This window comes from Azoarcus sp. DD4 (genome assembly GCF_006496635.1).
Taxonomy (GTDB): domain Bacteria; phylum Pseudomonadota; class Gammaproteobacteria; order Burkholderiales; family Rhodocyclaceae; genus Azoarcus.
Map to the genome: position 1 here is coordinate 3,724,301 of NZ_CP022958.1, position 25,195 is coordinate 3,749,495.

Here is a 25,195-nt window from a genome sequence, read left to right on the forward strand (position 1 = left end):
CTGCGCCGGCCGAACCGGCTATCATGACGCCCCTGCCCCCGCAGGCATTGCGGGTGGCCTGAACAACGGAGAACAACATGGCTTCATCCCCGGATAACATCAGCATGGCGCTGTTCTGCGACTTCGAGAACGTCGCGCTGGGCGTGCGGGATGCGAAGTACGACAAGTTCGACATCAAGCGCGTGCTCGAACGCCTGCTGCTCAAGGGCAGCATCGTGGTCAAGAAGGCGTATTGCGACTGGGAGCGCTACAAGGGCTTCAAGGCGGCAATGCACGAGGCCAACTTCGAGCTGATCGAAATCCCCCACGTGCGCCAGTCCGGCAAGAATTCCGCCGACATCCGTCTGGTGGTCGACGCGCTCGACCTCTGCTACACCAAGGCCCACGTCAATACCTTCGTCATCATCTCGGGCGATTCCGACTTCTCGCCGCTGGTGTCCAAGCTGCGCGAGAACGCCAAGCAGGTGATCGGCGTCGGCGTCAAGCAATCGACCTCCGACCTGCTGATCGCCAACTGCGACGAATTCATCTTCTACGACGACCTGGTGCGCGAAGCGCCGCAGGCCGCCGCCAAGCGCGAGGCCAACGAAACCCAGCCGGCTGCACGCCGCTCGCCGGAAGAGGAGAAACGCCGCAAGGAAGAACTCGCTGCCCGTAAGAGCCAGGCCATCGAGTTCGCGGTTGAGACCTTCGAAGCCTTGCTGGCCGAACGCGGCGACAGCGGCAAGATCTGGGCGTCGATGCTGAAAGAGGCGATCAAGCGCCGCAAGCCCGGCTTCAACGAGACCTACTACGGCTTCCGCGCCTTCGGCAACCTGCTGGAAGAAGCGCAGGCGCGCGGCCTGCTGGAATTCGGCCGCGACGAAAAGTCCGGTGCCTATGTGTATCGCAGTAATGCAGGCCCAACGCCGGCCGTTCACCCCGCCGCCGAGCACCCCGCGGATGGGGTGAAGCTTGCCGCCATGCCTGCTGGCGCAACGCATGCGGCGGACGAAGCGGCCGCGCCAGCACCGGCCGCGGAGCGCCCCGCCGGCAGGCGACCGCGCCAGGGCGATGCACGCGCTGCGAAGAAGTCCGCCAAGCAGACCGAAGCCGCGCAGCTACCCACCCGACCCGAGACCGAAACGGCCAGGGAAGCGACCCAGGAAGTCGCGCAGGAACCCGCCAAGGAAAGCCCGGCACAGCCGGGCCGCCGCCAGAAAAACGCCCGCCAGTCCGCCCAGCGCGCTGCAAGCGCCCCCGCGACGGTGGAGGCCGCCGTGGCGCCGGCCCCGGCAGCGACAGTCGAAGCCCCGCCTGCCGAACCGGCCGAAGCCCGCAGCGGCAGCCGTCGTCGTGGTAGCAGCCAGCGCAAGCCGGCGGCACGCCAGGACGCTCCGGTAGCCGCCCCGGTGGCCGTTGCCGCTGCGGCGGAGGCGGCACCCGCCCCCGCCGCCGAAGAAGCCGTAGCCACGCCGGCCCGCAAGTCCGCGCCGCGCAGCCGCCGTCCGCGCAAGCAGGAAACCCCGCCCGACGCCGCCTGACAGCGCGTAACCGGAGCCGCAAGAGATCGCCCGCGCCGGGGAGACACCTTCGTCTCCCCGGCGCGGGCGATCGCGTTTTACGACCGGCGGCTCAGGCCGGGTGCTTGACGATGCGCAGATAAGGCTTGGGCGCCTTCCAGCCCTGCGGGAAGAGCGTCTTGGCGTCCTCGTCCGATACCGAGCCGGCGATGATGACATCCTCGCCGCGCTTCCAGTTCACCGGCGTCGCCACCTTGTGCGCAGCAGTGAGCTGCATCGAATCGAGCGCCCGCAGGATCTCGTCGAAGTTGCGGCCGGTAGTCATCGGATAGGTCAGCATCAGCTTGATGCGTTTGTCCGGGCCGATCACGAACACCGACCGCACCGTGGCGTTGTTCGCCGGGGTGCGCCCCTCCGAAGTGCCCGGTTCGTCGGCCGGCAGCATGTTGTAGAGCTTGGCCACCAGCAGCTCGGGGTCGCCTATCATCGGGTAAGCGGGCAGATAGCCCTGGGTTTCCTCGATGTCCTTCGCCCACGCGGCGTGACTACCGACCGGATCGACGCTCAGGCCGATGATCTTGCAGTTGCGACGGGCGAATTCCGGCTCGATCTTGGCCATGTAGCCGAGCTCGGTGGTGCACACCGGCGTGAAGTCCTTCGGATGCGAGAACAGGATCGCCCAGCTGTCGCCTATCCAGTCGTGGAAGCGGATCGTGCCCTGGGTGGTTTCGGCGGTGAAATCGGGAGCAATATCGTTGATGCGCAGAGACATGATCGGATCTCCTCGAATGGCGGCGTGCAGGCGATGCGAAAGACAACCATCTTCCGGCGCAGCAATCGCTGCCGCCGGAATCGTGCCGATACCTCCGCGAGACTCGCCACCGCGTCGCTTGCGGCGGGTTGGGGAGCGAAGTGTCGCCGCGCTGCCGGGCGACGCTTCCCGCTTTGTGTATAGGCGTCCCCGTCGGCCTTGCCAAGCCGCGCACCCGTTATCGAACCAGCGCGCCGGCCAACGCTCCAACCTGCGTTCAACATCCGGGGACAGGCCCATGCCCGCTTCGCCCAAGCTGAGCGATTTCGTCGAACTCGCGGCCGCGGAATACCTGCGCGATACCGGGCGCGTCGATCTCGACGCGCGCTGGATCACCGCCTATTTCGCCGACTGCGGCGTGCTCGAAGCCTATCCGCGGCAGGATCCCGTCGCCTTCAGCGCACTGGTGCAGAAGGCGCTGGACGCCCGTGCCGATCGCGCGGGCAAGGTCGCACGCCGCCATCTGGAGCGCATAGGCCGCATCGCCCGTCGCCTCGACAAGCCCTGAAGCGCTGCTAGGGTGCCAGCTGTCGCGCCTCGATACGGAACTGCAGCGCCAGCGCGTCCTGGACCTGCAGCGCACCGCCGAACACGGAAAAGGGTTCGATGCCGAAGTCGCGCTGAGACAGCGTGAAACGACCGCTGATGCGGATGACATCGGCCGTGCCGTCCAGGCGGGCAGGCACCTCCAACCGCCTGGTGACGCCGTTGAGCGTGATGATGGTATCGAGCACCACGCCCTCCGCCACGGCGCGAACACGCTCGACCCTGAGCCACAGATGCGGATGGGTTCCGGCATGCAGCACCTTGTCGAGCATGTTGCTGCGGGTCGCGGCAATGTCCTCGGCCGTGGGGCTGGTGTCGAAACCGGCCGCGGCGCGCAGCTCGGCCTCGTCCACCGCCAGTTCGTCCAGCCGCAGATAGAGATCGGCCCGTCCGGCGGCCGGCAGCACATAGCCCTGCAGGCCGTGGCTGGCGACCACGTGGTCGTGGCCGAGAAAGGCCAGCGATCCGCCCCGCCGCACCTCGACCAATGCCAGCGAACGCGCCGCATCGATGTGGAAAACCGCCTCGCCGGCCGCCGCGGCACGACGGTAATCCTCGTCCGGAAAACCGGGTGGCGCCGGGGCGACGACCCCGGGCGGCGGCGCCAGCGGCGCACATGCCTGCATGAGCACGGCGAACAAACCGGTGGCCACCGCGGCCAGGAAGCGACGCACATGCATATCAGGACGCCTTGTTCAGCCGCAGCTTGAACTTCACCCGCACCTCAGGGCCGATCACCCGCGTTGCCGCCCATTCGCCCAGGCCGATGCCGAAGCTGCCGCGCTGCAGGGTCAGCTCGCCCTCCATGGTGGCCGCGTCGGCGGTCTCGCGCCAGGTGAAAGGCACCTCCACCGCCTGCTGCACCCCCTTGAGATCCAGCGTGCCGCGCGCCAGATAGCGGCTGGCACCGCCGTCGGCTGCCGTCATCGGCACCGGGCGCAGTTCGGCCGAACGAAAGGCTGCCTGCGGGAAACGGGCGAAATCGAACCACTCCGGCCCGCGGATCGCCCGGTTGACGTCGGCATGGCCCATGTCGGCGCTCGTCACCGCGATATCGACCTCGATGCGGCTGGCCGCAAGGTCGGCCGGATCCAGCCGCACCTGCGCCTGGAACTCGCGGAACACGCCGGGCGCCGGCGCGCGCTCGAAGCTGGCGACGAACTCCAGCTTGCTCGCAGCCGCGTCCATGCGCCAATCGGCCGCGGCGGCAAGCGGGCTTGCGCCAGCGCAGCACAGTGCGGCGAGCAGGAGCCTGACATTCATCGTTTTCGCGTTCTCCCGGGCAACATGCGCACGAGCACCTCGTCGCGCAGACGGTAGTGATGCCACAAGGCCGCGCCGACGTGGGCACTCAGCACCAGCCCCAGCAGCACGACCAACACAAGGTGCAGCGTGGCCGCGGCATCCTCAACCGCCTCGTCGGGCGCCACCAGCGCCGGCAGGGGCCACAGCCAGAACATCCGGAACGGGATATCCGCCGCCGAACTCAGCACCCAGCCGCTCAAGGGCAACAACAGCAGCAACAGGTAGAGCAGTCCGTGGCTGGCACGGGCCGCCTGCCGCTGCCAGCGCGGCATGGCTGCCGGCAGCACCGGCGTGGGATTGAGCAGGCGCCACAGCAGCCGCGGCAGCATCAACACCAGCACCACCAGACCGAAGGATTTGTGCAGCACGAAGAGGTCGAGCTTGAGCGGCGACAGCCGCCACAATACGGCCGCCCAGCCGAGCGCGAGCTGGCCGAACACCAGCAGCGCAATCAGCCAGTGCAGCAGCTTCGCCAGCGTTCCCCAGGAATCAACCGTATTGCGGAGCATCCCGCCCTTTCCTGCATCGAAAGACCCTTGCCCCCCGATGGGCGGCAGCCGGCGCTCATCTTAACCCGCCTCTTCCGTTGCCGAACCCGGCAGGCCTGCATTGGCCCAGCCGCCTCGAACGCAGCCATACCGGGCCGCCAACTTCGTTACATACCCACTACAAAATTGTGGATATGACGGCGTTCCTTCCAGCCCGCCGGGTCTATAAACAAATCAGACGGGCATATCCAGACAAGCTTGTTTCAATCAGGAGACGATCATGAGAAAGCACACCCTCATCGCCACGCTCTTTGCCGCCATGCTGTCCGGCGGCGTGCTGGCACAAGGCGGAACACCGCCGGCGGCCGCCGAGGAACCAATCTTCGGTTCGCAGATGATGACGCAGCAGGAGCGCATCGAGCATCGCGACAAGATGCGCGCCGCCAAGACCCTCGAAGAGCGCGAGCAGGTCCGCAGCGAGCATCACAAGCGGATGGTGGAACGTGCCAAGGAACGCGGCGTCACGCTGCCGGACGAACCGCCGGCACGCGGCGGAGCCATGATGGGCCCGGGCGGCGGCAGGGGTTACGGTGGCGGCATGGGGCCGGGTGCCCGCCCCGATTCCCGGCCGGGTTACTGAAGCCATTGCGACTTTCTGTCACCACAGCGGATTCACGACCGGGCCACCGACCGCTGCGTAGCCGCAGGGCACGCGGCGTAGCGAGCCTGCGGACATGGCGCGGAGCTGCCCGACGCCGCCACAGCGACGGGCAGCTCCGTCCAGTCGACTGCGGGACGGTCCGCCGACAGCCCCCGGTCGCGGTTTGCCCGGCGGTGGGCCACAGGCGGAACGACGTCACCCCACCGGGCACCTCAGCGGCAGACCACCGCCGCGGCGTGGCTTGCCCGCAACACTTTCGTCACATCTTTGAAGTAATTCACAAATTCCTCGTTGGCACAGCGGTTAAGCTTGCGCATGATGTGTGCAGTGCACCAGACGATAGAGCCATGTGCCAGCTGCTCGGAATGAACTGCAACAAGCCCGCCACCCTCCAGTTCTCGCTGGAGGGTTTTGTGCAGCGCGGCGGAGCGACGGACGAGCACCGCGACGGCTGGGGCATCGGCTATTTCGACGGCGACGGCGCGCGCGTAGTGCGCGACGCCAGCCCGGCTGCCACCTCCCCCGCCTGCCGGCATTGCGGCCAGGCCTTCCGCTCGCGCAACATCATTGCCCACATCCGCAAAGCCACCCAGGGCGAGATCCGGCTGGAGAACTGCCACCCCTTTCACGCCCGCCTGTGGGGGCGCGACTGGCTGTTCGCCCACAACGGCAATCTCGAGGATTTCCATCCCGAGCTGTGCCGGACGCGGCAACCCGTCGGCGGCACCGACAGCGAACGCGCCTTCCACTTCATGCTGACCCGGCTGGTGCAGCGCTTCGGCGACACGCCGCCCGCCACTGCCAACCTGCTCGAAGAACTGCAGGAACTGTCCGCCTGGATCGCCCGCCACGGCACCTTCAATTACCTGCTGTCCTGCGGTGACGGGCTGTTCGCCCACTGCAGCACCGAACTCCACTACGTGGTGCGCGCCTACCCCTTCCGTTCGGCGCGGCTGCTCGATTGCGACCGCGCGATCGACTTCGCCCGCCACAATCATCTCGACGACCGCATGGCGGTCATCACCACCCGGCCGCTGACCGCCGACGAACCCTGGCAGCGGCTCGCCGCGGGGTCGCTCACGCTGTTCGTCGACGGCCGCGTCAGCGGACAGCAAGACGCGACCGAATCCTTGCAGCTCGCCGTGTGAGTGAGGATACGGATAGGGCCGCCGCACCGGCATCTGTATAATTCCGCGGCTCTGCATCCCTGAAAGACCAGCCATGACGGCCCCAGCGTCTTCCTCCAGCGCCGCGATCCAGTTGCGCGGCGTGACCCGCCGCTTTCGCGACGCCGACGGTAACGAAGTCGGCGTCGAAGCGACCGACCTCGACGTCGCACCCGGTGAAATCCACGGCATCATCGGCTTCTCCGGCGCCGGCAAATCCACCCTGCTGCGCCTGGTGAACCTGCTCGAACGCCCCGACGCCGGCCAGGTGATCGTGCATGGCGAGGATCTCACCACGCTGTCGCCCGACGGCCTGCGCACCGCCCGTCGCCGCATCGGCATGATCTTCCAGCACTTCAACCTGCTGCATAACCGCACGGTGGCGGACAACGTCGCCTTTCCGCTGCGCATCGCCGGCGAATCGCCGGCGCGCATCCGCGAACGGGTGGAAGCCTGCCTCGCCTTCGTCGGCCTCTCGGACAAGGCCGGTGCCTACCCGGCGCAGCTGTCCGGCGGCCAGAAACAGCGCGTCGCCATCGCCCGCGCGCTGGCGCCCGAACCGCACGTGCTCCTCGCCGACGAGCCGACCTCGGCGCTCGACCCGCGCACCACCCTGCAACTGCTCGACGTGCTGGCCGACGTCAACCGCCGCTTCGGCGTCACCATCCTGATGGTGAGCCACGAGATGAGCGTGATCCGGCGCCTGTGCCATCGCGTCTCGGTGATGGAACGCGGCCGCGTGATCGAGCGCGTCGCCATCGACAAGGGCCACATCCCCGCCGGCTCGCGGCTGGCGCAGTGGCTGGCCGAATTCGGCGACATGGAAGGCGGCGCCGGCAACGGCACGCCCGACCCCACCGCCCACGACGCGCTGCAACGGGAGTCCAGCCATGTTTGACGGCATCATCGAACTGCTGCCCGACATCCTCAAGGCCATCGGCGAAACCCTGTTGATGATGGCGATCTGCCTCACCACCGCGGTCATCATCGGCGGCGCGCTCGGCATCTTCGTCTTCCTCAGCAGCAAGGGCCAGGTGCTGGGACGCTACCGCCGCACCAATCTGGTAGCCAACGGCGTCATCAACGTGGTGCGCTCCTTCCCCTTCATCATCCTGCTGGTGGCGGTGTCGCCCTTCACCCGCCATATCGTCGGCACCTCGATCGGCCCGCTGGCGGCGAGCGTGCCGTTGTCGCTGGCGGCGATCTTCTATTTCGCCCGTCTGATCGAGCAGACCCTGCGTGACGTGCCGCGCGGCGTCATCGAGGCCGCCGAAGCGATGGGCGCCACGCCGATGCAGATCGTGCGCCAGGTGCTGCTGGTGGAAGCGCGGTCGGGCCTCATCCTGGCGCTGACGGTGCTGGCGGTGAGCTTCCTGTCCTACTCGGCGGTGGCCGGGGTGGTCGGCGGCGGCGGTATCGGCGACCTCGCCATCCGCTACGGCTACTACCGCTTCCAGACCGACATCATGGTGACCACCATCGTGCTGCTGGTGGTGATGGTGCAGCTCATCCAGTTCTTCGGCCAGTGGCTCGCCCGCCGCATGGACAAGCGCTGAATAAGCTTTGCTGATTTTCTTGTAGCCGGCGCGCGCCGCCGGCGCTTACGCTCCCGCTCCTTATCCGCACAAGGATTTCCTCATGAAACTGCTGCGCACCCTCTTCGCCGCCGGCCTCGCGCTCGGCCTGGCTGCCGTCCAGCCCGGCGCCATCGCCCAGGACAAGAAGACCGCCACGCTCGGCGCCACCGCCGGCCCCAACTTCGACCAGCTCAAGCTCGGCATCAAGCCGGTGCTGGAAAAGAAGGGCTACACGGTGAAGCTGGTCGAATTCAACGATTACGTCCAGCCCAACCTCGCGCTGGCGCAGGGCTCGCTCGACGCCAACCTGTTCCAGCACCAGGCTTACCTGCGCAAGTTCGCCGCCGACAAGGGTCTCGACCTGGTCGAGGCGATCAAGGCGCCGATCGCGCCGCTCGGCCTCTACTCCAAGAGCCGCAAGAGCCTCGCCGAAGTGCGCGAAGGCGACCGCATCACGCTGGCCAACGACCCGAGCAACCTCGCCCGCGCGCTGCTGATGCTCGAAGCCAACGGCCTCATCAAGGTCAAGCCGGGCATCGATCCGCTCAAGGTCACCGAGAAGGACGTCGCCGAGAATCCGCGCAAGCTCAAGCTCGTCCCGATCGAAGCGGCGCAACTGCCGCGCACGCTGGACGACGCCGCCTTCGCGGTGGTGAACGGCAACTTCGCGATCGCCTCCGGCCTCAAGCTGACCGAAGCGATCGCCCTCGAGAAGACGCCGGACCACTACCTGCTGGTGCTGGCGGTGCGCGGGGCGGACAAGGACAGCCAGCTCACCCGCGATCTGGTCGCCGCCTTCCAGTCGCCCGAATACAAGGCGGTGATCCGCGAGCACTACAAGGGATACGCCCTGCCTGACTACCTGCGCTGAACTGCACGGCGCGCCGTCCCCGCTGTCGGCCGCCACCAGACGAAAAAGCCCCGTGCCGCAAGGCTCTGGGCTTTTTCCTTGAACGCCGCCTCGCGACCCGCGCCGGCGCAAGGACGGCGTCCGCTCAGACCGTGGCGTCCTCGCGCAAGCGGGCGATGGCACGGTCGACCAGCGCGGGATGCGGCTCGTGGCCGATGCCCGGCAGCGTGTCCAGGCTCACGCTCGTCCCGAGCTGGCCCAGGCGTTCGGCAGCGGCGCGCGCAAGCTCTACCGGCATCACGCCATCCTGCTCGCCGTGGAGCAGATGGATGCGGGCCGCGGAGGCCTTGTCCGGCGGCACTGCAAACCGACCGGCAAAGGAGACGACGGTGGCCGCCGGCGGCCGCGCCAGGCGGGTGGACTCCAGCGCCATGATGCCGCCCTGCGAAAAGCCGACCAGCGTGGTCGCCTCCTCGTCGACGGCAGCCTCGGCCTGCCAGTGACGCACCGTGTCGCAAAACAGCGGCATCACCGCATCGACACGCGCCGGTCGGTTATCCTCGGTGACGCCACGCACCGAAAACCACTGCAGTCCGGCCGAGATGTCCGAAGCAAAGGGCGACGGCACCGCCACCACCAGGGCCCTGGGCATGGCCTGCGCCAGGCGCTGACCGACCGGAACCATGCTCGCCGGCAGCGCACCCACGCCGTGGAACAGCAACACCAGACCGTCGGTGGCGACACCGGCTTGCTGGATGACGATGGCGGCCTTGTTCATTGAGTCTCCCGCTGAGTCTGTCGGTAAGGAAAGCCCTAGTCTAGAAGGCGAGGGCGACGGGATAAACAGGCCTGGCCGGAAACCACTGTTGCCGTTTCCACAACAATCGCCGCGTGATGCTCAGACGGCCGCCGGACGCAAGACCCGCCGGCTGGCGAGCAGCAGGCCCAGCGCGGCCACGCCGAACACGGCGCAGAAGGCCGTCACTGCAAGTGGAATGCCGATGTGGTCCGCCAGCACGCCGACGCCCAGCACCGGAACGATGGTGCCGAGATAGCCGACGGTGAAGAAGGACGACAGCAGGCCCGCGCGCTTGCCCACGGGCGTGACGCGGTTGACGATGCCCATCGCGCTCATGAAGGCGATGCCGTGACCGATGCCTGCGATCAGGTCGCTGACCCCGAACAGCAACGCCGAGCGTCCGCGCAGCGCCACCGCCAGCAACCCCACGCTCGCGATCAGGATGCCGAGCCCGAGCAGCATGCCGCGCCGCTCCGGCATGCCGCGCAGGACGACCTGCGTCGCGGCCGAAATGCACAGCACCAGCGCGATCGCGAACCCGCTCACCGCGGTGCCGTGCCAGGGGAGCATGTCGCCGATGAAGGACGGCGCCAGCGACGCATAGAGGCTGTAGAGGGCGAAGGCGAGGAAGGCGGCCGCCCCGGCGACGGCAAAGGCGGGCCACGCCGCCCGCTCGGGCAGCACGAAATCCGGGTGCAGCGTCAACCGCCCCTGTGGCGCCTGGGCCGCGGCCGCCACGCTCCGCTGCCCACCCCTGCCGAGCGCGACGAGCACCACCGCCACCAGCGCGATCACCACCAGGTAGCACGTGATCAGCGGCGCCGGGAACAACTGCGCAATGACGCCGGCAGCGAGCGGTCCGAGTCCGAAGCCCACCGCGCAGATGGTCGAGGCGATCATCATGGCGCGGCGCCTGGGGCCGGCCGGTTCGAGTTCGACCAGCGCGGCGGTGCCCGCCGTGGTGGTCAGCCCCGAAGCCACGCCGATGACCGCCCGCCCGACCAGCAGCCAGCCCACGTCGGGCGCGAAGGCCGAGATGCCCAGCCCGACCGCGATGCCGACGAGCCCCACCTTGAGCACCCGCATGGGTCCGAGATGGTCGGGCAGGCGTCCGAGGAATAGCAGCGTCGCCAGCACGCCGAACATGTAGGTGACGTAGATCAGCGTGATCGTGCTCGCCGGAAAGCCCCAGGCCGCCTGGTAGAGCGGATACAGGGGACTGGCCAGCGCGGTGCCCATGGTCCCGGCGCACAGCGCAGCGGCAGCCCAGGCGAAGGGAGACCAGGAATCGGGTGGTTCGGCTGAGGACACAGGGCAACTCCGGGCGAGGGTAGTCCGCATTGTATATCTATTTTTTTCGATTCATAATTCGTAAAACTACGATATATACTTCTAAAAAAATCGATACATAATTCGATAAAACCCGATTCTTAATTCGATCCGTTCCGATACGTACCCTGCCGAAAACCGACCGCCATGGACCTCGACGAAGTCATCAAAGCCCTCGCCCACCCGGTGCGCCGCGAAATCCTGCAGTGGCTGAAAGAGCCGGAAAAGCACTTCGCCGACCAGGAGCACCCGCTCGAAGTCGGTGTCTGTGCCGGCAAGTTCGAGCGCTGCGGCCTGTCGCAATCGACGGTCTCCACCCACCTGGCCATCCTGCAGCGCGCCGGGCTGGTGACCACCCGCCGCATCGGCCAGTGGGTGTTCTACAAACGCAACGACGAAGCCATCGCCGAATTCCTGCGCCAGATGGGCCAGGAACTCTGACCTCCCTCCTCCACCGATACGGAGCCCTCGCATGACCACCTTGTTCGACCCGATCACCGCCGGCGACATCCGCCTTGCCAACCGCATCGCCATGGCGCCGCTCACCCGCAACCGCGCACCGGACGCGGTACCGGCACCGATGACCGCCACCTATTACGCCCAGCGCGCCACGGCCGGCCTGCTGATCACCGAGGCCACCGCCATCAGCCACCAGGGCCAGGGCTACGCCAACGTGCCCGGCCTCTATGCGCCGGAGCAGATCGAAGGCTGGAAGCGCGTCACCGAGGCGGTGCACGCCGCCGGCGGCAAGATCGTCACCCAGCTGTGGCACGTCGGCCGCGTCTCGCACAATTCGCTGCAGCCGGACGGCGGCGCACCGGTGGCGCCATCGGCGATCACCGCCAGGACCAAGACCTACCTGATCCACGCCGACGGCAGCGGTGAATTCGTGCCGACCTCGGCGCCGCGCGCGCTCGACATCGCAGAACTGCCCGGCATCGTCGAGGACTATCGCCGTGCCGCCCGTGCCGCGATCGAAGCCGGCTTCGACGGCATCGAGGTGCACGCCGCCAACGGCTACCTGATCGACCAGTTCCTGCGTGCCGGCAGCAACCATCGCAACGACGCCTACGGCGGCAGCATCGAAAACCGCGCCCGCCTGCTGGTGGAAGTCATGGAAGCAATCACCGCCGAGATCGGCGCCGGCCGCACTGCCATCCGCATCTCGCCGGTCACCCCGGCCAACGACGCATCCGACCCGAATCCGCAGCCGCTCTTCACCTACGTGGTCGAGCAGCTGGCGCGCTGGCCGCTCGCCTATGTGCACGTGGTGGAGGGCGCCACCGGTGGCGCGCGCGACTTCCAGCAGGGCGACGCGCCCTTCGACTATGCCGCGCTGCGCGCCGCCTACGCCAGGGCCGGCGGCAAGGCCGCGTGGATGGTGAACAACGGCTACGACCGCGAACTTGCCGAAGCCGCTGTCGCCGAAGGCCGTGCCGACATCGTCGCCTTCGGCAAGGCCTTCATCGCCAACCCCGACCTGGTGCTGCGCCTGCGCGAAAAGGCGCCGCTCAATGCCTGGGATACCTCCAGCTTCTACGGCGGCAGCGAGAAGGGCTACCTCGACTATCCCACCCTGGGCTGAACCCCGCAGGACCTGCCCGCGTGCCGCCTTCGCGGTGGCACGCGGTTTGCTGATAGGGCTGCGAGACACTCAGCAAAAAGGTCAGCGATCATGCCCGCCTCCGTCAATCAGCCCAACTCGCTGTTCTCCTTTCTCCCCGCCTCCGCGACTGCCGCCGACGGCAGCCGCAGCAGTAGCGGCCAGGGTTTCGCCCAGATGTTGCAGGGCCAGATGAGCGCCCGCGCCAACCAGCAGGCCCACCGCACCGATTACGCCCGCGACAGCGAGACCGCAGCGCGCAGCACCGAACGCCAGCGCGTGCGCGAGCCGCAGCGCGACACCGCACGCACACCGGAACGCAGCCAGGCAACCGACAGGACCGCCGCCAACGATGCCGAACGTGGCACGGACGGCTGCCGGCCCCAGGACGCAAGCGCCGACAGCACCCAGCCTCCCGCCGACGCCAATGCACAGCAGAACGCTGCCACGGCCGTCGAGCCCGCCCAGCAAGCGCCCCAGCCGGCAACGCCCACGCCGGCAGAAACGGCGGCGCTTGCCGGCCTGCCGGCAGCGATTGCCGCCCTCCTTGCCGGCACCTCGCCCGCCGGCGACGCTGCCGCAACGGCTGGCAGCGGGCTGCTGCCGAGCGACGGCGCGGGTGACACGCTCGCGGAATCGCTGCAGAATCCGGCCGGGGATCTCACCCGTTTCGCAACCGAGAACGGCGCCGCGGGCCGGGCAGCACAACTCGCGGCACAACTGCAAGCCAAACCGGAAGCCGCCGTCGAAGGCGCGGATGCCAATGCGATCGGCCAGGCGGCCCGCGGCGGAGAAGTGCCGGGCGGCCTGCAGGTGGCCGCGGCGGCCATTGCCGGCGCGCGTCACCAGACCGCCAGCCAGCCGGCCGTACCGCAACTGCCGGTCAATACGCCGGCCGGCCAGAGCGCCTTCGCCGACGATGTCGGCGACCGCGTGATGTGGATGCTGGGCCGTGCCGAAAGCAAGGCCGAACTGGTCCTGACGCCGCCGACGCTGGGCAAGGTCGAGGTGTCGATCAACCTCAGCGGCGACCAGACCACCGCCCAGTTCGTCGCCTCCTCGCAGGCGGCGCGCGACGCGCTGGAGCAGGCGATGCCGCGCCTGCGGGAAATCCTGCAGCAGTCGGGCATCAGCCTGGGCCAGACCAGCGTCGGCACCTCGGGCGACCAGCAGGCCGCGCAGGATGAAGGCGGCCGGCGTGGCCACGGCACGAACGGCAGCAGTGGCGTGGACGGTGCCGACGGCGTGGGAGCCTCGAGATGGATCAGACAATCCGAAGGGATGGTCGACACCTTCGCCTGAAAGCGGAATTGGGGCGGCTCTGCCCCACTTTTCCGCGCTTGGCTGCGTGCGACGATCCCTGATAATGGCATCGTGAACCAAGGAGAATCGCATGGCCAAGGCGCCAGCCAAACCGGAAGCCGCCGCTGAACCCGCCGCCCCGAGAAAGAGCGGCAAGCTGTTGCTCATCATCCTCATCCTGCTGGTGCTGGTCCTGATCGTCGTCGCCGCGGCCGTCGGCGTCGTGGTCATGATGAAGAGCAAGGGCGGCAACGACGCCCACGGCAGCGAGGCCGCCCATGCGCCCGCTCCCCCGCCGCCTCCGGCCGCGGTCGATCTGTCCAAGCCGCCGTCCTTCGTGACGCTGGAGCCCTTCACGGTCAACCTGCAGCGCGACGAGGGCGACCACTACCTGCAGGCAGTCATCGTGCTGCGCGTGGCCGACGCCAAGACCGCCGAAAGCCTCAAGGGTTTCATGCCGGAGATCCGCCACCGCGTGAACCTGTTGCTGTCGAGCAAGCTGCCCTCCGAACTCTCCTCCATCGACGGCCGCGAAACGCTGGCGATCGAGATCGTGGACCAGTCCAACGACGCGCTCGGCTTCCCGCCGCCGCGCGAAGCCAGCCGCCGCGCCGCGCCCACCGGGCCGATCCAGGCGGTGCTGTTCAACTCCTTCATCATCCAGTAATCGGACATCCCGCCATGTCTTCGGATTTTCTCTCCCAGGAAGAAGTTGACGCCCTGCTGCGCGGCGTCAACGGGGAGGCCGACGACGGCGGCGGCGACGAGGCCGAACAGGGCGGCGTGCGCCCCTACAACCTCGCCACCCAGGAACGCATCGTCCGTGGGCGCATGCCCACGATGGAGCTGATCAACGAGCGCTTCGCCCGCTACCTGCGCATCGGCCTGTTCAACTACATGCACCGCAACGCCGAAGTCTCGGTGGGGCCGATCAAGGTGCAGAAGTACGCGGAATTCGTGCGCAACCTTGTTGTGCCCACCAACCTCAACCTGGTGCTCGGCAAGCCGCTGCGCGGCACCGGCCTGGTGGTGTTCGACCCCAACCTGGTGTTCCTGGTGGTGGACAACATGTTCGGCGGCGACGGCCGCTTCCACACCCGGGTGGAAGGGCGCGACTTCACGCCGACCGAGCAGCGCATCATCCAGGGCATGCTCAACGTGGTGTTCACCGAGTACGCCAAGGCCTGGGCGCCGGTGTTCAAGCTCGAGCTCGAATACGTCCGCTCGGAAATGAACTCGCAGTTCGCCAACATCGCCACCCCGTCGGAAATCGTGGTGTCGACCAGCTTTTCGCTGGAACTGGGCGGCGCCCAGGCGGAAATGCACATCTGCTTCCCCTACTCGATGGTGGAGCCGATCCGCGACCTGCTCTACTCGACGATGCAGAGCGACCACCTGACCCAGGACCGTCGCTGGATCACCCTGCTGTCGCGCCAGCTGCAGACCGCCGAAGTGGAGCTGACCTGCAATCTCGGCACCACCCGCGTGACCCTGCGCGACATCGTGAACATGCGGGTCGGCGACGTGATCCCGCTGCAGATCCCCGAACTGCTGCAGGCCGCGGTAGACGGCGTGCCGGTACTGGAAGGCCGCTACGGCACCCAGAACGGCCAGTATGCTTTCAAGGTGGAGCGCTTCTTCGGACCCGACGAGTCCGACGCCCCCAAGATTCCTGGAGCCACAAATGGCTGACAACGACGACAACCAGATCACCGAAGACGACTGGGCTGCGGCCATGCAGGAACAGGCCAGCACCGAGGCCGGCATGGATGCCGAAGCCGCCCGCGTGGCCGCCGACCTTGCCGCGGCCGCGGCCTTCGACGAATCGCCCTACCAGGCCAAGCCGGCCAGCCAGCTGTTCGAGGATTTCGGTTCGACCGGCACCAAGCCGGGTGCGCTCAACGACTTCGACATGATCCTGGACATCCCCGTCCAGCTTACCGTCGAACTCGGCCGCACCAAGCTGTCGATCCGCAACCTGCTGCAGCTCGCCCACGGCTCGGTGGTGGAACTCGACGGCCTCGCCGGCGAACCGATGGATGTGCTGGTAAACGGCACCCTGATCGCGCAGGGCGAGGTGGTGGTGGTGAACGACAAGTTCGGCATCCGCCTCACCGACATCATCACCCCGGCCGAGCGCATGCGGAAGATCCGTCACTGAGCCCGCGCCAGCCTTCGCCACCGGAATCCGCGTGCGCCTGATCGCCCTCACCGCCCTCGCACTCTGCGCGCTCGCCCCCGCCGCCCGGGCGGCGGAGCCCGCCCCCGACCTTGCCGGCAACGTCGGCCAGATGCTGTTCGGCCTGGCGGTAGTGATCGCGCTGCTGCTCGGCTGCCTGTGGCTGCTCAAGCGGCTGGCCGCGCCGCGCGGTGCGGCCTCGGCCTTGAAGGTACTTGGCGCCGCGCCGGTCGGCCCGCGCGAACGGGTGGTGCTGGTCGAAGTCGGCAGCGAGGTGCTGGTGCTGGGCGTCGCCCCCGGCAACGTCCGCACCCTGCACATCATCCCCGCCGCCAGCCTGCCGGCCGATGCCGCCGCCGGCGGCGCCCCGTCCATCCTCGCCGGCAAGGATTTCTCCGCCTGGCTCAAGCACTCCCTGGAGCGTCGCAAGGATGCACCGTAATTCCCGCAGCGTCCGCGCCATCGCCGCCACGGCCGCCCGCCTGCTGCTGCCCGCCGTCCTGACCGCGCTGCCGCTGACGGCGGCGGCCCAGGCCCTGCCCGCGCTCAGCAGCACGCCGGGGCCGGGCGGCAGCACCACCTACAGCCTCACCGTGCAGACGCTGGCGCTGCTGACGCTGCTCAGCTTCATCCCGGCGATGGTGCTGATGATGACCAGCTTCACCCGCATCATCATCGTGTTCTCGCTGCTGCGGCAGGCCATCGGCACCCAGACCTCGCCGCCCAACCAGGTGCTGCTCGGGCTGGCGCTGTTTCTTACCTTTTTCATCATGGCGCCGGTAGCCGACAAGGTGTATGTCGATGCCTACGTGCCGATGTCCGAAGGCAGGATCGGCCTGGACCAGGCGCTGGAGCGCGCCTCCGTCCCGGTCAAGGCCTTCATGCTGAAACAGGTACGCGAACCCGACCTCACCCTGTTCGCCGGGCTGGCCAAGGTGCCGCCGGTGGACAAGGCCGAAGACCTGCCGATGCGGGTGGTGGTGCCGGCCTTCGTCACCTCCGAACTGAAGACGGCCTTCCAGATCGGCTTCATCGTCTTCATCCCCTTCATCATCATCGACATGGTGGTGGCCTCGGTGCTGATGTCGATGGGGATGATGATGATGTCGCCGGTCATCGTCGCGCTGCCCTTCAAGATCATGCTGTTCGTGCTGGTCGATGGCTGGACGCTGCTCATCGGCTCGCTGGTGCAGAGCTTCGCCGTCTAGGAGACCCACCGCCATGACCCCCACCGCCGTCGTCGATCTCGGCCGTCAGGCCATCGAAGTCACGCTGCTGGTGTCGGCGCCGCTGTTCCTCGCCGCGCTGGTCACCGGCCTCATCATCAGCATCTTCCAGGCCGCCACCCAGATCAACGAGATGACGCTCTCCTTCGTGCCCAAGATCGTGGTGATGTTCGTCACCCTGGTGCTGGCCGGGCCGTGGATGATCACCACGCTCACCGATTTCATGCGCCGCCTGTTCGAATCCATCCCGACCATGATCGGCTAGCGCGGCCGCATGATCAGCGTCACCTCGGCCCAGCTCGACGCCTGGCTGGCCGCCTTCATGTTCCCGGTGGCCCGCCTGCTCGGGCTGTTCGCCAGCGCACCCATCTTCTCCAACCGCGCGGTGCCGGTACGGGTGCGGCTGGCGATCGGCCTGGGCATCGCCATGGCGCTGCTGCCGACGCTGCCGCCCATGCCGCCCATTCCGCCCGGCGGCGGCATCGGCCTGTTGATCATGGTGCAGCAGATGTTCATCGGCATCGCCATCGGTTTCATGATGCGGCTGGTGTTCGCCGCCATCGACATGGCCGGTTCGCTGATCGGCATGCAGATGGGCCTGTCCTTCGCGGTATTCTTCGATCCGGACGCCGGCGGCCAGACCGCGGTATTGTCCGACTTCCTCGGCCTCGTCGCCACCCTGCTCTTTCTCGCCATCAACGGCCACCTGATGCTGATCGAGGTGCTGATCCGCAGTTTCGAATGGCTGCCGGTCGGGGTGAACGTGGTCAGCGCCAGCGGCTGGGCACAGATCGCACGCGCCGGCGGCACCGTCTTCGCCACCGGCCTGCTGCTGTCACTGCCGGTGGTGGCGGTGCTGCTGGTCGCCAACATCGCGCTCGGCATCCTCACCCGCGCCGCGCCGCAGCTGAACCTTTTCGCGATTGGCTTCCCGGTCACGCTGGCGATGGGCTTCATCGCGCTGGTGCTGATCATGACCAACTTCGGCCCGGTGGTGCAGAGCCTGTTCGAACACGGATTCGAAGCCACCACCATGATGCTCGAAGCGCTGGCGCCGCAGGCGCCCGCCGCCGCGCCGCCGCGCTAGCCTGCGCTACAGCGCGGGGAACTGGCGCGACTTCACCAGGCGGATCTCGCCGCTGGCCGTCCGCCGCGCGAACGGCCGTTCGCTGTTGATGCCTTCCTCGTAGCGCAGCACGTCGAAGCCGGCATAGCCGCCCTCTTCCGCCACGCGACGGGCGTTGCGCATGAAGATCTGGCGCGCCTCGCCTTCGCCACCTGTGACGAAGCGCTTCATCCGCAGGTCCAGCCGCCACACTTCCTCGCCGGCGAGACTGGCATCCAATTCCCAGGTGGGCGCCAACGGATCGTAGATGCCGTAGGCCACCAGCGCGCCACTGAGGAAGACCGGGTTGGAGATGCCGATCTCCTTCATCGTCTTCATGGTGAGCAGCGCACTGCCGGCCAGGCCGGCGGCGGTGCCGCCATGGGCCACCACCTGCGGCCGGTACTCGTCCATGGTCGAACACCCCGCTGCCAGCAGGGTGAGCATCGCGAGCAGGGTCTTGCGCATGGGTCGCCCCGTCAGTTCAGGAAGTTGAACAGCGACAGGCCGGTGACCTTCATGAAGGACTGCTGCGCCGCCTGCAGGTAGGTCTGCTGCTGGGTGAGATTGGAGATGGCCTCGACGTAATCGACGTCCATCAGGTTGGAAACGGTCTCGGCGTACTGCACGTCGAGATCGCTGCCGATGCTCTTGAGGCTTTCGGTCTCGGTGAGCTGCGAGCCGATCTGGGAACGCACCTTGAGCACGTTCTCGATGGCGCCATCGAGGTTGGTGAGGCCGAAAGCCACCGCGCCGCCGGCCATGCCGGACGGGCCCGGCCGCTCCATCGCGTCGATCAGCACGCCGAGGTTGTCGAACATGTTGTTCGAAGCCATGAACAGCTCGAAGCGGTCGCCGTCGGCCGGCGTGGCCGGGTTGCCGCTGGCGTCGTTCATTTGCAGATCGACGCCGATATAGTTGGCCGAAGCCGGATCGCCCAGGCTGCTGAGGTCGGCCAGGCCGGTGGCGATGGCCACCTTGGTCGGGTTGCCCGGCACGTACTCGTAGACGTCGTAGCCGGTGGCGGCGTTGTAGGTGATCTCGTAACGGCGGCCGAGCGTGTCCATGTCCACCGCGCCGCTGGCGAGCGGCGCCAGCGTGCCGGACAGCGTGGTACCGCCGGTGTTGGCCGAGCCGTCCACATGGCTGCCGGTGGAGGCCTGCACCAGGCTATCGTCGATCTGCCGGGTGGCGGCAAAAACGTCCGTACCCGGCAGGCTGACCGGCATGTAGCGCGAGGCCGACACCTGGATGGTCTGGGTGCCGTAATCGCCCTGGTAATCCACCCCGGCCAGGCCGCCGCTGAAGGGCTGCTCGTTGGCGCGATAGCCGGAGAAGAGGTAATCGCCGCTGCCGTCCTGACTGTTGGACAGCGCCAGCAAGCCTTCGAACTGGGCACGCAGGTCGGTGGCGAGATAGCCGAGGTCTTCCTCGCTGTAGCCGGCGTTGCCGGCCGACACCGTCTTCTCGCGGATGTATTGCAGGGTGTCGCCGACGCCGGTGAGCTTGTTTTCGAGCAGGTTGAGGCGGTCCTCGGCGTAGCCGGTATTGGTCATGAACTGGCTGTTCACACCCTTGGACTGGCCGATTTCCAGCGCCCGCGCCGAAGCGATCGGATCGTCCGCCGGGGTCAGCACGCGGCGGCCGGTGGACAGCTGTTGCTGGGTGTGCAGCAGGCTGGTCCATTGCTTCTGCATGGAACCGACACCCTTGTCGTAGATCATGTTGGTCGAGATACGCATGATCCTTACTCCTTAACGGCCGATCGACAGCACTTCGTTGAACAGGGTCTGGGCGACGTTCATGACCTTGGCAGCGCTCTGGTAGGCCATCTGGTAACGCACCAGGTTGGCGGCCTCTTCGTCCAGATTCACGCCCGACAGCGCATCGCGCGCATCGGTGGCCTGAGTGAGGAGCGATTCCTGCGCGGTCTGGTTCACCTGGACTTCGCGGGTCTTGTTGCCGACCTGGGTGACCATCTGCGCGTAGACCGACTGGAAGGTGGCGGTCGCGGTGCCGCTGCTGCCGGCCAGCATCTGCTTGGACGTCTGCAGCGCACCGAGCGCCACCGCGTTGCGGTTGTCGGCCACGCCGGCGGCGGTCGGGGAAAAGCTCATCGACTCGCCATCCTCCCAGGCGCCGACCGCCTTGAACTCGAAGGAATAGTCGTTGGGGGCGACACCGTTGGTGATGCGGAAGCGCACCCCGGTGCTGTCGCTCGCCGGATCGTAGCTGCCGCCTGCGACCCAGGTGCCGGTGGCCGCGTCGTAGCGCTCGATGGTGCCGGACGAAGCGGTGAAGGTGTTGCCGGCGAAGCTCAGCGTGATCGGCGAGAAGTCGGCGGAGCCGTCGGCATTGGCGTCGATGCCGCCGATGGACATCGTCTTGACGTCCTGGATGCGGTCGGTCACCACGCCGGTATAGACGCCCGGTGCAACGCTCACCGGGTCGCCCGCGGCGATCTTGCGCGGGTCTGAGATGGCGACGTCGATGCTGTTGGCAGCGTAGCGGGTCGGCTGGATCAGCAGGCCGGTGGTCGGAAAATCCGCCGGCGGCGGAGTCGGGATGTCGATGTTGATGCCGCCGCCGGAATAGCTGCCGTCGAGCTGCTGCGTCAGCGGGATGGCGCTGCCGCCGACCGCCTTCATGGTGTAGGCGGCGCCGTCCCATTCCAGCAGGTAGTCGCTGGAAGTGAGCTGGGAGAAGTCCTCGATGGTGGCGGTGGCCGAGCTGATCGCCGGCTTCAGCGCGGGGTCGGGAATGCTGAAGAAGTCGCCGCCGAGCACGCCGTCGAGATCGACACCGAGATTGTGCTGGGCGTTGAAGGCCTCGGCGATGCCGACGGCGATCAGGCCGAGCGTGTTCTGCGCCACGTCCAGCGATTCGCTGCGGAAGGCGAGCAGGCCGCCGAGCGTGCCGCCGCTCACCAGGCTTTCCGGCAGCACGCTGGCCACACCGCTCTCGGAGATGATGGCGATGGCGTGGCGCTGCGGGTCGTTGGCGTCCTGCACCGCAGCCAGCTGGTTCACCGTGCCGCCCACCACCAGCCCCTGGCCGGAGCCGACGAAGACGCTCATCGAACCGTCGGTCTCGGTCACCGTGCTGACCTTGACCAGCTTGTTGAGCTCGGCGACGAGTTGCTCGCGCTGGTCGAGCAGGTCGTTGGCGGCAACGCTGGGGCCGGCCACCTGCGCCTGGGCGATGCGCTGGTTCATCTCGGCGATCGCGCTGGCGTACATGTTGATCTGCGACACGGTGGAGACGATCTCGCCTTCCGTGCCTTCGCGGATCTCCGACAGCCGGGCGTCCATGGTCTGGAAGCGGGACACCATCGCTTCGGCCGACGAGATCAGCGCCTGGCGCGCCGCCACGCTGGTCGGATTGGAGGCCATCTCCTGCACGCCGGCAAAGAAGTCTTCCAGCACCGGCGAAAGGCCGGAGGTGGAATCGGCCAGCAGGTTGTTGATCTGGCTGATCTGGTCGTTGTAGGCGGTGAATTCGGACAGCCGGGCGCTGCTGGTGAGCACCTGGTTTTCGAGGTACTGGCTGTACGAACGGGTGACCGAGGCAACCTGTGTGCCCTGGCCGAAGAAGCCGACGCCGGTGAATTGCGGCGTGTTGCTGCTCTGGATGACCGTCTGGCGGTGATAGCCCTCGACCCCGGCGTTGGTGATGTTGTGGCCGGTGGTGAGCAGTTGTGCCTGGGCGGCATTCAGACCGGTGAGTCCGATGTTCAGCAAGCCCGCCATGATGTATCCCCTGATTCGCTACGTTCCAACCTGACACTGCAAGATGCTTGCCAGGTCAAAACCGGCAAAATCGGCCGCCTGCCGGCAGCCCGCGCGGAGCGGCCTCAGCCCGACAGCGCGCTGCGCAGGGTATTGCCGGCGATGATGCGGGTGAGCTTGTCGGCGTACATCGGATCGGTGGCGTAGCCAGCCTGCTGCAGGCCGCGGGCGAAGCCGGTGGCGCTGGTCTGGCCCATCACGTCGGAATAGCGCGCGCTGGTCGACAGCAGCCGGGCGTAGTCTTGGAAGGCCTCGGCATAGGAGCCGTAGCTGCGGAAGCGCGCCTGCTCGGTGTAGGCGTTGCCGCCGCTGTACTCCGTGACCTTGCGCGTCACCGTGTCGCCGCTCCAGCTGGAGCCGGCCTTGATGTTGAAGAGGTTGTAGCTCGAACGGCCGTCGGCATGGCGCAGCACCTTGTCGCCCCAGCCGGTTTCGAGCGCCGCCTGCGCCACCATGAACTGGGCCGGAATGCCGGTCTGGCGGCTGGCGGCCTGCGCATGCGGCCACACCGCGTTGACGAACTCGCGCACATCGTCGGCCACCTTGCCGTCTGCCGCCGCCGCACCGGCTTCGGCCGCCGTCGCCGCCGTACTGGTGTTGCGTGCCGCACGCACCGCGCTTTCCAGCCGGGTGATGAGCGCGCCGATGCTGTCGCCGCCATCCTCGGCCGTGCCGGCAGCGGCAGCGATGGCCTGCGCCTGGCGCATCAGCGCGGCAGGATTTGCCGCCTGGCGGACGACGTTGGAAATGTCGAAGCCCTTGGCTTCGCCGCCGTTCGCCAGCGCGAACGCCTCGCCCGTCGCGGACGGCTCGGCGCCCTTGCCGTTGATGCCGCCCAACTGGCGGAACAGTGCCTCGCTCATGCCGTTATTGCGGCTGTGCGCCATGTTGAGCGCGAGCTGCTGGTCGAGCAGCGACTGGTAGCTCTTGGTCTGCTCGTTGTCGAAAAGGCTGGAGCCTGGCGTCGCCTGGCGCATCGCCTTGAGCGCCATCTGCAGGAACAGCGCCTCGAACTGCTTGGAAGCGGCGCGCAGGGTTTCCGGTGAATCCGGGCTGTTGCGCGCAAGCCGCTTGAGATCGCCGAGCGAATTCGGATCGAGCGCGTTGAGCTGGAAGCCGGTGTTCGCTGCGGCCATTTCAGATCACCTCCAGCTCCGCGCGCAGCGCGCCGGCGGCCTTCATCGCCTGCAGGATGCTGACGAGATCCATGGGCTTGGCGCCGAGTGTGTTGAGCGCCTTCACCACGTCGGCGAGATTGGCGCCGGCCTTGACGTTGAACAGCGTGCCGGCGCCCTGGTCGATGTTCACCTGGCCGCTCTGCGTCACCACCGTCTGCCCGCCGGACAAGGGCGCCGGCTGGCTGACGCGGGTATCGGTATTGACCGTCACCGTGAGGTTGCCGTGGGCGACCGCGCAGTTCTGCACGGTGACGCGCTGGTTCATCACCACCGAGCCGGTTCGCGAATTGACGATGACCTTGGCTGCCTGCTGCACCGGCGTCACTTCGAGATTTTCGAGCTGGCCGAGGAAGGCGACGCGGGCGGAGGAATCCGCCGGCGCCCTCACCTTGATGCTGCGGCCGTCGAGCGCTTCCGCCGTGCCGTAGCCGGCCGACTGGTTGATCGCATCGACCACCCGGCGGGCGGTGCCGAAGTCGGTGTCGTTGAGCTCGAACAGCACGTGATCGCCCTGCCCCAGCATGGTCGGCACCGCGCGTTCCACGGTGGCGCCGCCGGGAATGCGGCCGGCCGACAGGTGGTTGATGGTCTGCGAGGCGCCGCCGCCCGACGCACCGGCGCCGCCCACCACCATGTTGCCCTGGGCGATGGCGTAGATCTGGCCGTCGGCGCCTTTCAGCGGCGTCATCACCAGGGTGCCGCCGCGCAGGCTCTTGGCATTGCCCATCGACGACACGGTGACGTCCAGCCCCTGCCCCGGCCGCGCAAAGGGCGGCAAGGTGGCGGTCACCATCACCGCGGCGACGTTCTTCAGCTGCAGGTTGGTGCCGGGCGGCAGGGTCACGCCCATGTTGCCGAGCATGTTGATGACGCTCTGCACGGTGAAGGGCGTCTGCGTGGTCTGGTCGCCGCTGCCGTCCAGGCCGACCACCAGGCCGTAACCGACGAGCTGGTTGTCGCGCACGCCGGCGACCGAGGCGAGATCCTTGATGCGCTCGGCGCTCGCGGGCATCGCCAGCGCCACACCGGCGGCAGCGAGCAGGGCGAAGAGGAAGTGGGCCGGGCGTTTCATGCGGGACTCCGTGTTGCGGTTCAGAACGGCGCGATGGCGACGAAGAAGCGCTGCAGCCAGCCCATGGTGTTGGATTCGTCGATGAAGCCGCTGCCGCGGTATTCGATGCGGGCGTCGGCCACCTGGGTGGATTGCACCGTGTTGGCGGCGGTCACCGTGGTCGGATTGATCACGCCGGAAAAGCGGATGAATTCGTTGCCCTGGTTGATCGCCACCATCTTCTCGCCCGACACCAGCAGGTTGCCGTTGGGATAGACGTCGATCACCGTCACCGAGATCGTGCCGTTGAAGACGTTGTTGGCCGCCGCGGCGCCCTCGCCGGCGAAATCGGAATCCATGCCGACGTCGGCCTGCAGGCCGTTGAGCTTGGCGTTGGCGATCGAGGCGATGTTGGGCGCGGTCAGGCTGATGCCGCCGCTGACGTTGGAACCGCGCGTGGCCGAGGCGTTGGCGCTCTTCTGCGCGGTATTCCGTTCGACCAGGTTGATGGTGATGATGTCGCCGACGTTGCGCGCGCGACGATCCTCGAACAGCGGCCGTACCTGCGCCTGCTGATAGATGCTGCCGGTCGCCGGGACCGCCTGCGGCCGCATTTCCGGCCGCATGCTGGAGGGCTGGTGGATGGCGGTGGGCGGCGTCGAATACACCGACGCGCAGCCGCTCAGCACCACTGCGGCGAGGATGGCGATGGCTTTCATGGCGGGCCTC

Annotated in this window: 29 protein-coding genes; 17 read left to right on the forward strand and 12 right to left on the reverse strand. The window is 67.6% G+C overall.

All coding sequences use genetic code 11. The features are described 5' to 3' along the window. Positions 1 to 77 precede the first annotated feature (77 nt). Entirely contained in the window at positions 78 to 1,523 is a 1,446-nt protein-coding gene (locus tag CJ010_RS17155; RefSeq protein WP_141019178.1) for an NYN domain-containing protein, read from the forward strand. Positions 1,524 to 1,614: 91 nt separating this feature from the next. Here CJ010_RS17155 and CJ010_RS17160 read toward each other — a convergent pair whose 3' ends face one another. Continuing rightward, positions 1,615 to 2,274, reverse strand: coding sequence for a peroxiredoxin (locus tag CJ010_RS17160; protein ID WP_141019179.1), 660 nt, complete (start codon positions 2,272 to 2,274; stop codon positions 1,615 to 1,617). A gap of 277 nt (positions 2,275 to 2,551) precedes the next feature. On the opposite strand from CJ010_RS17160, the gene CJ010_RS17165 reads away from it, so the two are divergent. Further along, entirely contained in the window at positions 2,552 to 2,821 is a 270-nt protein-coding gene (locus CJ010_RS17165; protein WP_141019180.1) for a hypothetical protein, read from the forward strand. A 7-nt stretch (positions 2,822 to 2,828) separates the two neighbouring features. Here the strand turns inward: CJ010_RS17165 and CJ010_RS17170 are convergent, their stop codons facing one another. The 3 genes from CJ010_RS17170 to CJ010_RS17180 are packed head-to-tail and all read right to left on the reverse strand — an operon-like array spanning position 2,829 to position 4,673. Next, a complete protein-coding gene (locus CJ010_RS17170; protein ID WP_205754807.1) occupies positions 2,829 to 3,539 on the reverse strand; it encodes a YceI family protein in 711 nt (236 codons plus the stop codon). A gap of 1 nt (position 3,540) precedes the next feature. Beyond that, the gene (locus tag CJ010_RS17175) at positions 3,541 to 4,122 is read right to left on the reverse strand and encodes a YceI family protein (protein WP_141019181.1); all 582 of its coding nucleotides are present in this window, start codon (positions 4,120 to 4,122) and stop codon (positions 3,541 to 3,543) included. After that, complete coding sequence (locus CJ010_RS17180) at positions 4,119 to 4,673, reverse strand: cytochrome b (protein ID WP_141019182.1); 555 nt, start codon at positions 4,671 to 4,673, stop codon at positions 4,119 to 4,121. Before CJ010_RS17180 ends, CJ010_RS17175 begins: the two co-directional genes overlap by 4 nt. 259 nt (positions 4,674 to 4,932) lie before the next feature. Here CJ010_RS17180 and CJ010_RS17185 point away from each other — a divergent pair, with 259 nt between their 5' ends. From CJ010_RS17185 to CJ010_RS17205, 5 genes are all read left to right on the forward strand, one after another. Beyond that, positions 4,933 to 5,292: a hypothetical protein gene (locus CJ010_RS17185; protein WP_141019183.1), complete on the forward strand. Its 360-nt coding sequence runs from the start codon at positions 4,933 to 4,935 to the stop codon at positions 5,290 to 5,292. A 368-nt stretch (positions 5,293 to 5,660) separates the two neighbouring features. Then, the gene (locus CJ010_RS17190) at positions 5,661 to 6,461 is read left to right on the forward strand and encodes a class II glutamine amidotransferase (RefSeq protein WP_141019184.1); all 801 of its coding nucleotides are present in this window, start codon (positions 5,661 to 5,663) and stop codon (positions 6,459 to 6,461) included. 73 nt (positions 6,462 to 6,534) lie between these two features. Beyond that, positions 6,535 to 7,377, forward strand: coding sequence for a methionine ABC transporter ATP-binding protein (locus tag CJ010_RS17195; RefSeq protein WP_141019185.1), 843 nt, complete (start codon positions 6,535 to 6,537; stop codon positions 7,375 to 7,377). Then, on the forward strand, positions 7,370 to 8,035 hold the full coding sequence (locus CJ010_RS17200) for a methionine ABC transporter permease (protein ID WP_141019186.1): 666 nt from the start codon (positions 7,370 to 7,372) through the stop codon (positions 8,033 to 8,035). Before CJ010_RS17195 ends, CJ010_RS17200 begins: the two co-directional genes overlap by 8 nt. An 82-nt stretch (positions 8,036 to 8,117) precedes the next feature. Then, on the forward strand, positions 8,118 to 8,927 hold the full coding sequence (locus CJ010_RS17205) for a MetQ/NlpA family ABC transporter substrate-binding protein (RefSeq protein ID WP_141019187.1): 810 nt from the start codon (positions 8,118 to 8,120) through the stop codon (positions 8,925 to 8,927). Positions 8,928 to 9,051: 124 nt separating this feature from the next. Here CJ010_RS17205 and ypfH read toward each other — a convergent pair whose 3' ends face one another. Both ypfH and CJ010_RS17215 read right to left on the reverse strand, forming a co-directional pair. Beyond that, positions 9,052 to 9,684, reverse strand: coding sequence for an esterase (gene ypfH, locus CJ010_RS17210; RefSeq protein ID WP_141019188.1), 633 nt, complete (start codon positions 9,682 to 9,684; stop codon positions 9,052 to 9,054). A gap of 120 nt (positions 9,685 to 9,804) precedes the next feature. Next, complete coding sequence (locus CJ010_RS17215) at positions 9,805 to 11,016, reverse strand: MFS transporter (protein WP_168224978.1); 1,212 nt, start codon at positions 11,014 to 11,016, stop codon at positions 9,805 to 9,807. 165 nt (positions 11,017 to 11,181) lie between these two features. Between CJ010_RS17215 and CJ010_RS17220 the strand changes: the two genes are divergently transcribed. The 10 genes from CJ010_RS17220 (at position 11,182) to fliR (ending at position 18,431) form a co-directional block, all read left to right on the forward strand. After that, positions 11,182 to 11,475, forward strand: a complete 294-nt coding sequence (locus tag CJ010_RS17220; protein WP_141019190.1) for a helix-turn-helix transcriptional regulator — start codon at positions 11,182 to 11,184, stop codon at positions 11,473 to 11,475. 31 nt (positions 11,476 to 11,506) lie between these two features. Next, a complete protein-coding gene (locus CJ010_RS17225) occupies positions 11,507 to 12,619 on the forward strand; it encodes an alkene reductase (protein ID WP_141019191.1) in 1,113 nt (370 codons plus the stop codon). A 90-nt stretch (positions 12,620 to 12,709) separates the two neighbouring features. Further along, positions 12,710 to 13,939: a flagellar hook-length control protein FliK gene (locus tag CJ010_RS17230; RefSeq protein ID WP_141019192.1), complete on the forward strand. Its 1,230-nt coding sequence runs from the start codon at positions 12,710 to 12,712 to the stop codon at positions 13,937 to 13,939. A 91-nt stretch (positions 13,940 to 14,030) separates the two neighbouring features. Further along, a complete protein-coding gene (locus tag CJ010_RS17235; RefSeq protein WP_141019193.1) occupies positions 14,031 to 14,606 on the forward strand; it encodes a flagellar basal body-associated FliL family protein in 576 nt (191 codons plus the stop codon). Positions 14,607 to 14,620: 14 nt separating this feature from the next. Beyond that, on the forward strand, positions 14,621 to 15,631 hold the full coding sequence (gene fliM / locus CJ010_RS17240) for a flagellar motor switch protein FliM (protein WP_141019194.1): 1,011 nt from the start codon (positions 14,621 to 14,623) through the stop codon (positions 15,629 to 15,631). After that, positions 15,624 to 16,100 (forward strand): flagellar motor switch protein FliN, encoded by a 477-nt coding sequence (gene fliN, locus CJ010_RS17245; protein ID WP_141019195.1) that lies wholly within the window; start codon positions 15,624 to 15,626, stop codon positions 16,098 to 16,100. Before fliM ends, fliN begins: the two co-directional genes overlap by 8 nt. A 31-nt stretch (positions 16,101 to 16,131) precedes the next feature. After that, entirely contained in the window at positions 16,132 to 16,560 is a 429-nt protein-coding gene (gene fliO / locus CJ010_RS17250) for a flagellar biosynthetic protein FliO (RefSeq protein ID WP_240794391.1), read from the forward strand. After that, complete coding sequence (fliP, locus tag CJ010_RS17255; RefSeq protein WP_141019196.1) at positions 16,550 to 17,326, forward strand: flagellar type III secretion system pore protein FliP; 777 nt, start codon at positions 16,550 to 16,552, stop codon at positions 17,324 to 17,326. Before fliO ends, fliP begins: the two co-directional genes overlap by 11 nt. Positions 17,327 to 17,339: 13 nt before the next feature. Next, a complete protein-coding gene (gene fliQ / locus CJ010_RS17260; protein WP_141019197.1) occupies positions 17,340 to 17,609 on the forward strand; it encodes a flagellar biosynthesis protein FliQ in 270 nt (89 codons plus the stop codon). 9 nt (positions 17,610 to 17,618) lie between these two features. Continuing rightward, positions 17,619 to 18,431 (forward strand): flagellar biosynthetic protein FliR, encoded by an 813-nt coding sequence (fliR, locus tag CJ010_RS17265; RefSeq protein ID WP_141019198.1) that lies wholly within the window; start codon positions 17,619 to 17,621, stop codon positions 18,429 to 18,431. Positions 18,432 to 18,437: 6 nt separating this feature from the next. On the opposite strand, the gene CJ010_RS17270 is transcribed toward fliR, so the two are convergent. The 6 genes from CJ010_RS17270 to CJ010_RS17295 form a co-directional block, all read right to left on the reverse strand. Further along, on the reverse strand, positions 18,438 to 18,917 hold the full coding sequence (locus CJ010_RS17270; RefSeq protein ID WP_141019199.1) for a hypothetical protein: 480 nt from the start codon (positions 18,915 to 18,917) through the stop codon (positions 18,438 to 18,440). 11 nt (positions 18,918 to 18,928) lie between these two features. Further along, positions 18,929 to 20,191: a flagellar hook-associated protein FlgL gene (gene flgL / locus CJ010_RS17275; RefSeq protein WP_141019200.1), complete on the reverse strand. Its 1,263-nt coding sequence runs from the start codon at positions 20,189 to 20,191 to the stop codon at positions 18,929 to 18,931. A gap of 12 nt (positions 20,192 to 20,203) precedes the next feature. Further along, positions 20,204 to 22,198 carry a flagellar hook-associated protein FlgK gene (gene flgK / locus CJ010_RS17280; RefSeq protein ID WP_141019201.1) on the reverse strand — a complete coding sequence of 665 codons (1,995 nt, stop codon included), beginning with the start codon at positions 22,196 to 22,198 and terminating at the stop codon, positions 20,204 to 20,206. 104 nt (positions 22,199 to 22,302) lie between these two features. Next, positions 22,303 to 23,373, reverse strand: coding sequence for a flagellar assembly peptidoglycan hydrolase FlgJ (gene flgJ / locus CJ010_RS17285; protein ID WP_141019202.1), 1,071 nt, complete (start codon positions 23,371 to 23,373; stop codon positions 22,303 to 22,305). A gap of 1 nt (position 23,374) precedes the next feature. Further along, positions 23,375 to 24,427, reverse strand: a complete 1,053-nt coding sequence (locus tag CJ010_RS17290; protein ID WP_240794632.1) for a flagellar basal body P-ring protein FlgI — start codon at positions 24,425 to 24,427, stop codon at positions 23,375 to 23,377. 80 nt (positions 24,428 to 24,507) lie between these two features. Continuing rightward, on the reverse strand, positions 24,508 to 25,185 hold the full coding sequence (locus CJ010_RS17295) for a flagellar basal body L-ring protein FlgH (protein WP_141019204.1): 678 nt from the start codon (positions 25,183 to 25,185) through the stop codon (positions 24,508 to 24,510). Positions 25,186 to 25,195: the final 10 nt, after the last annotated feature.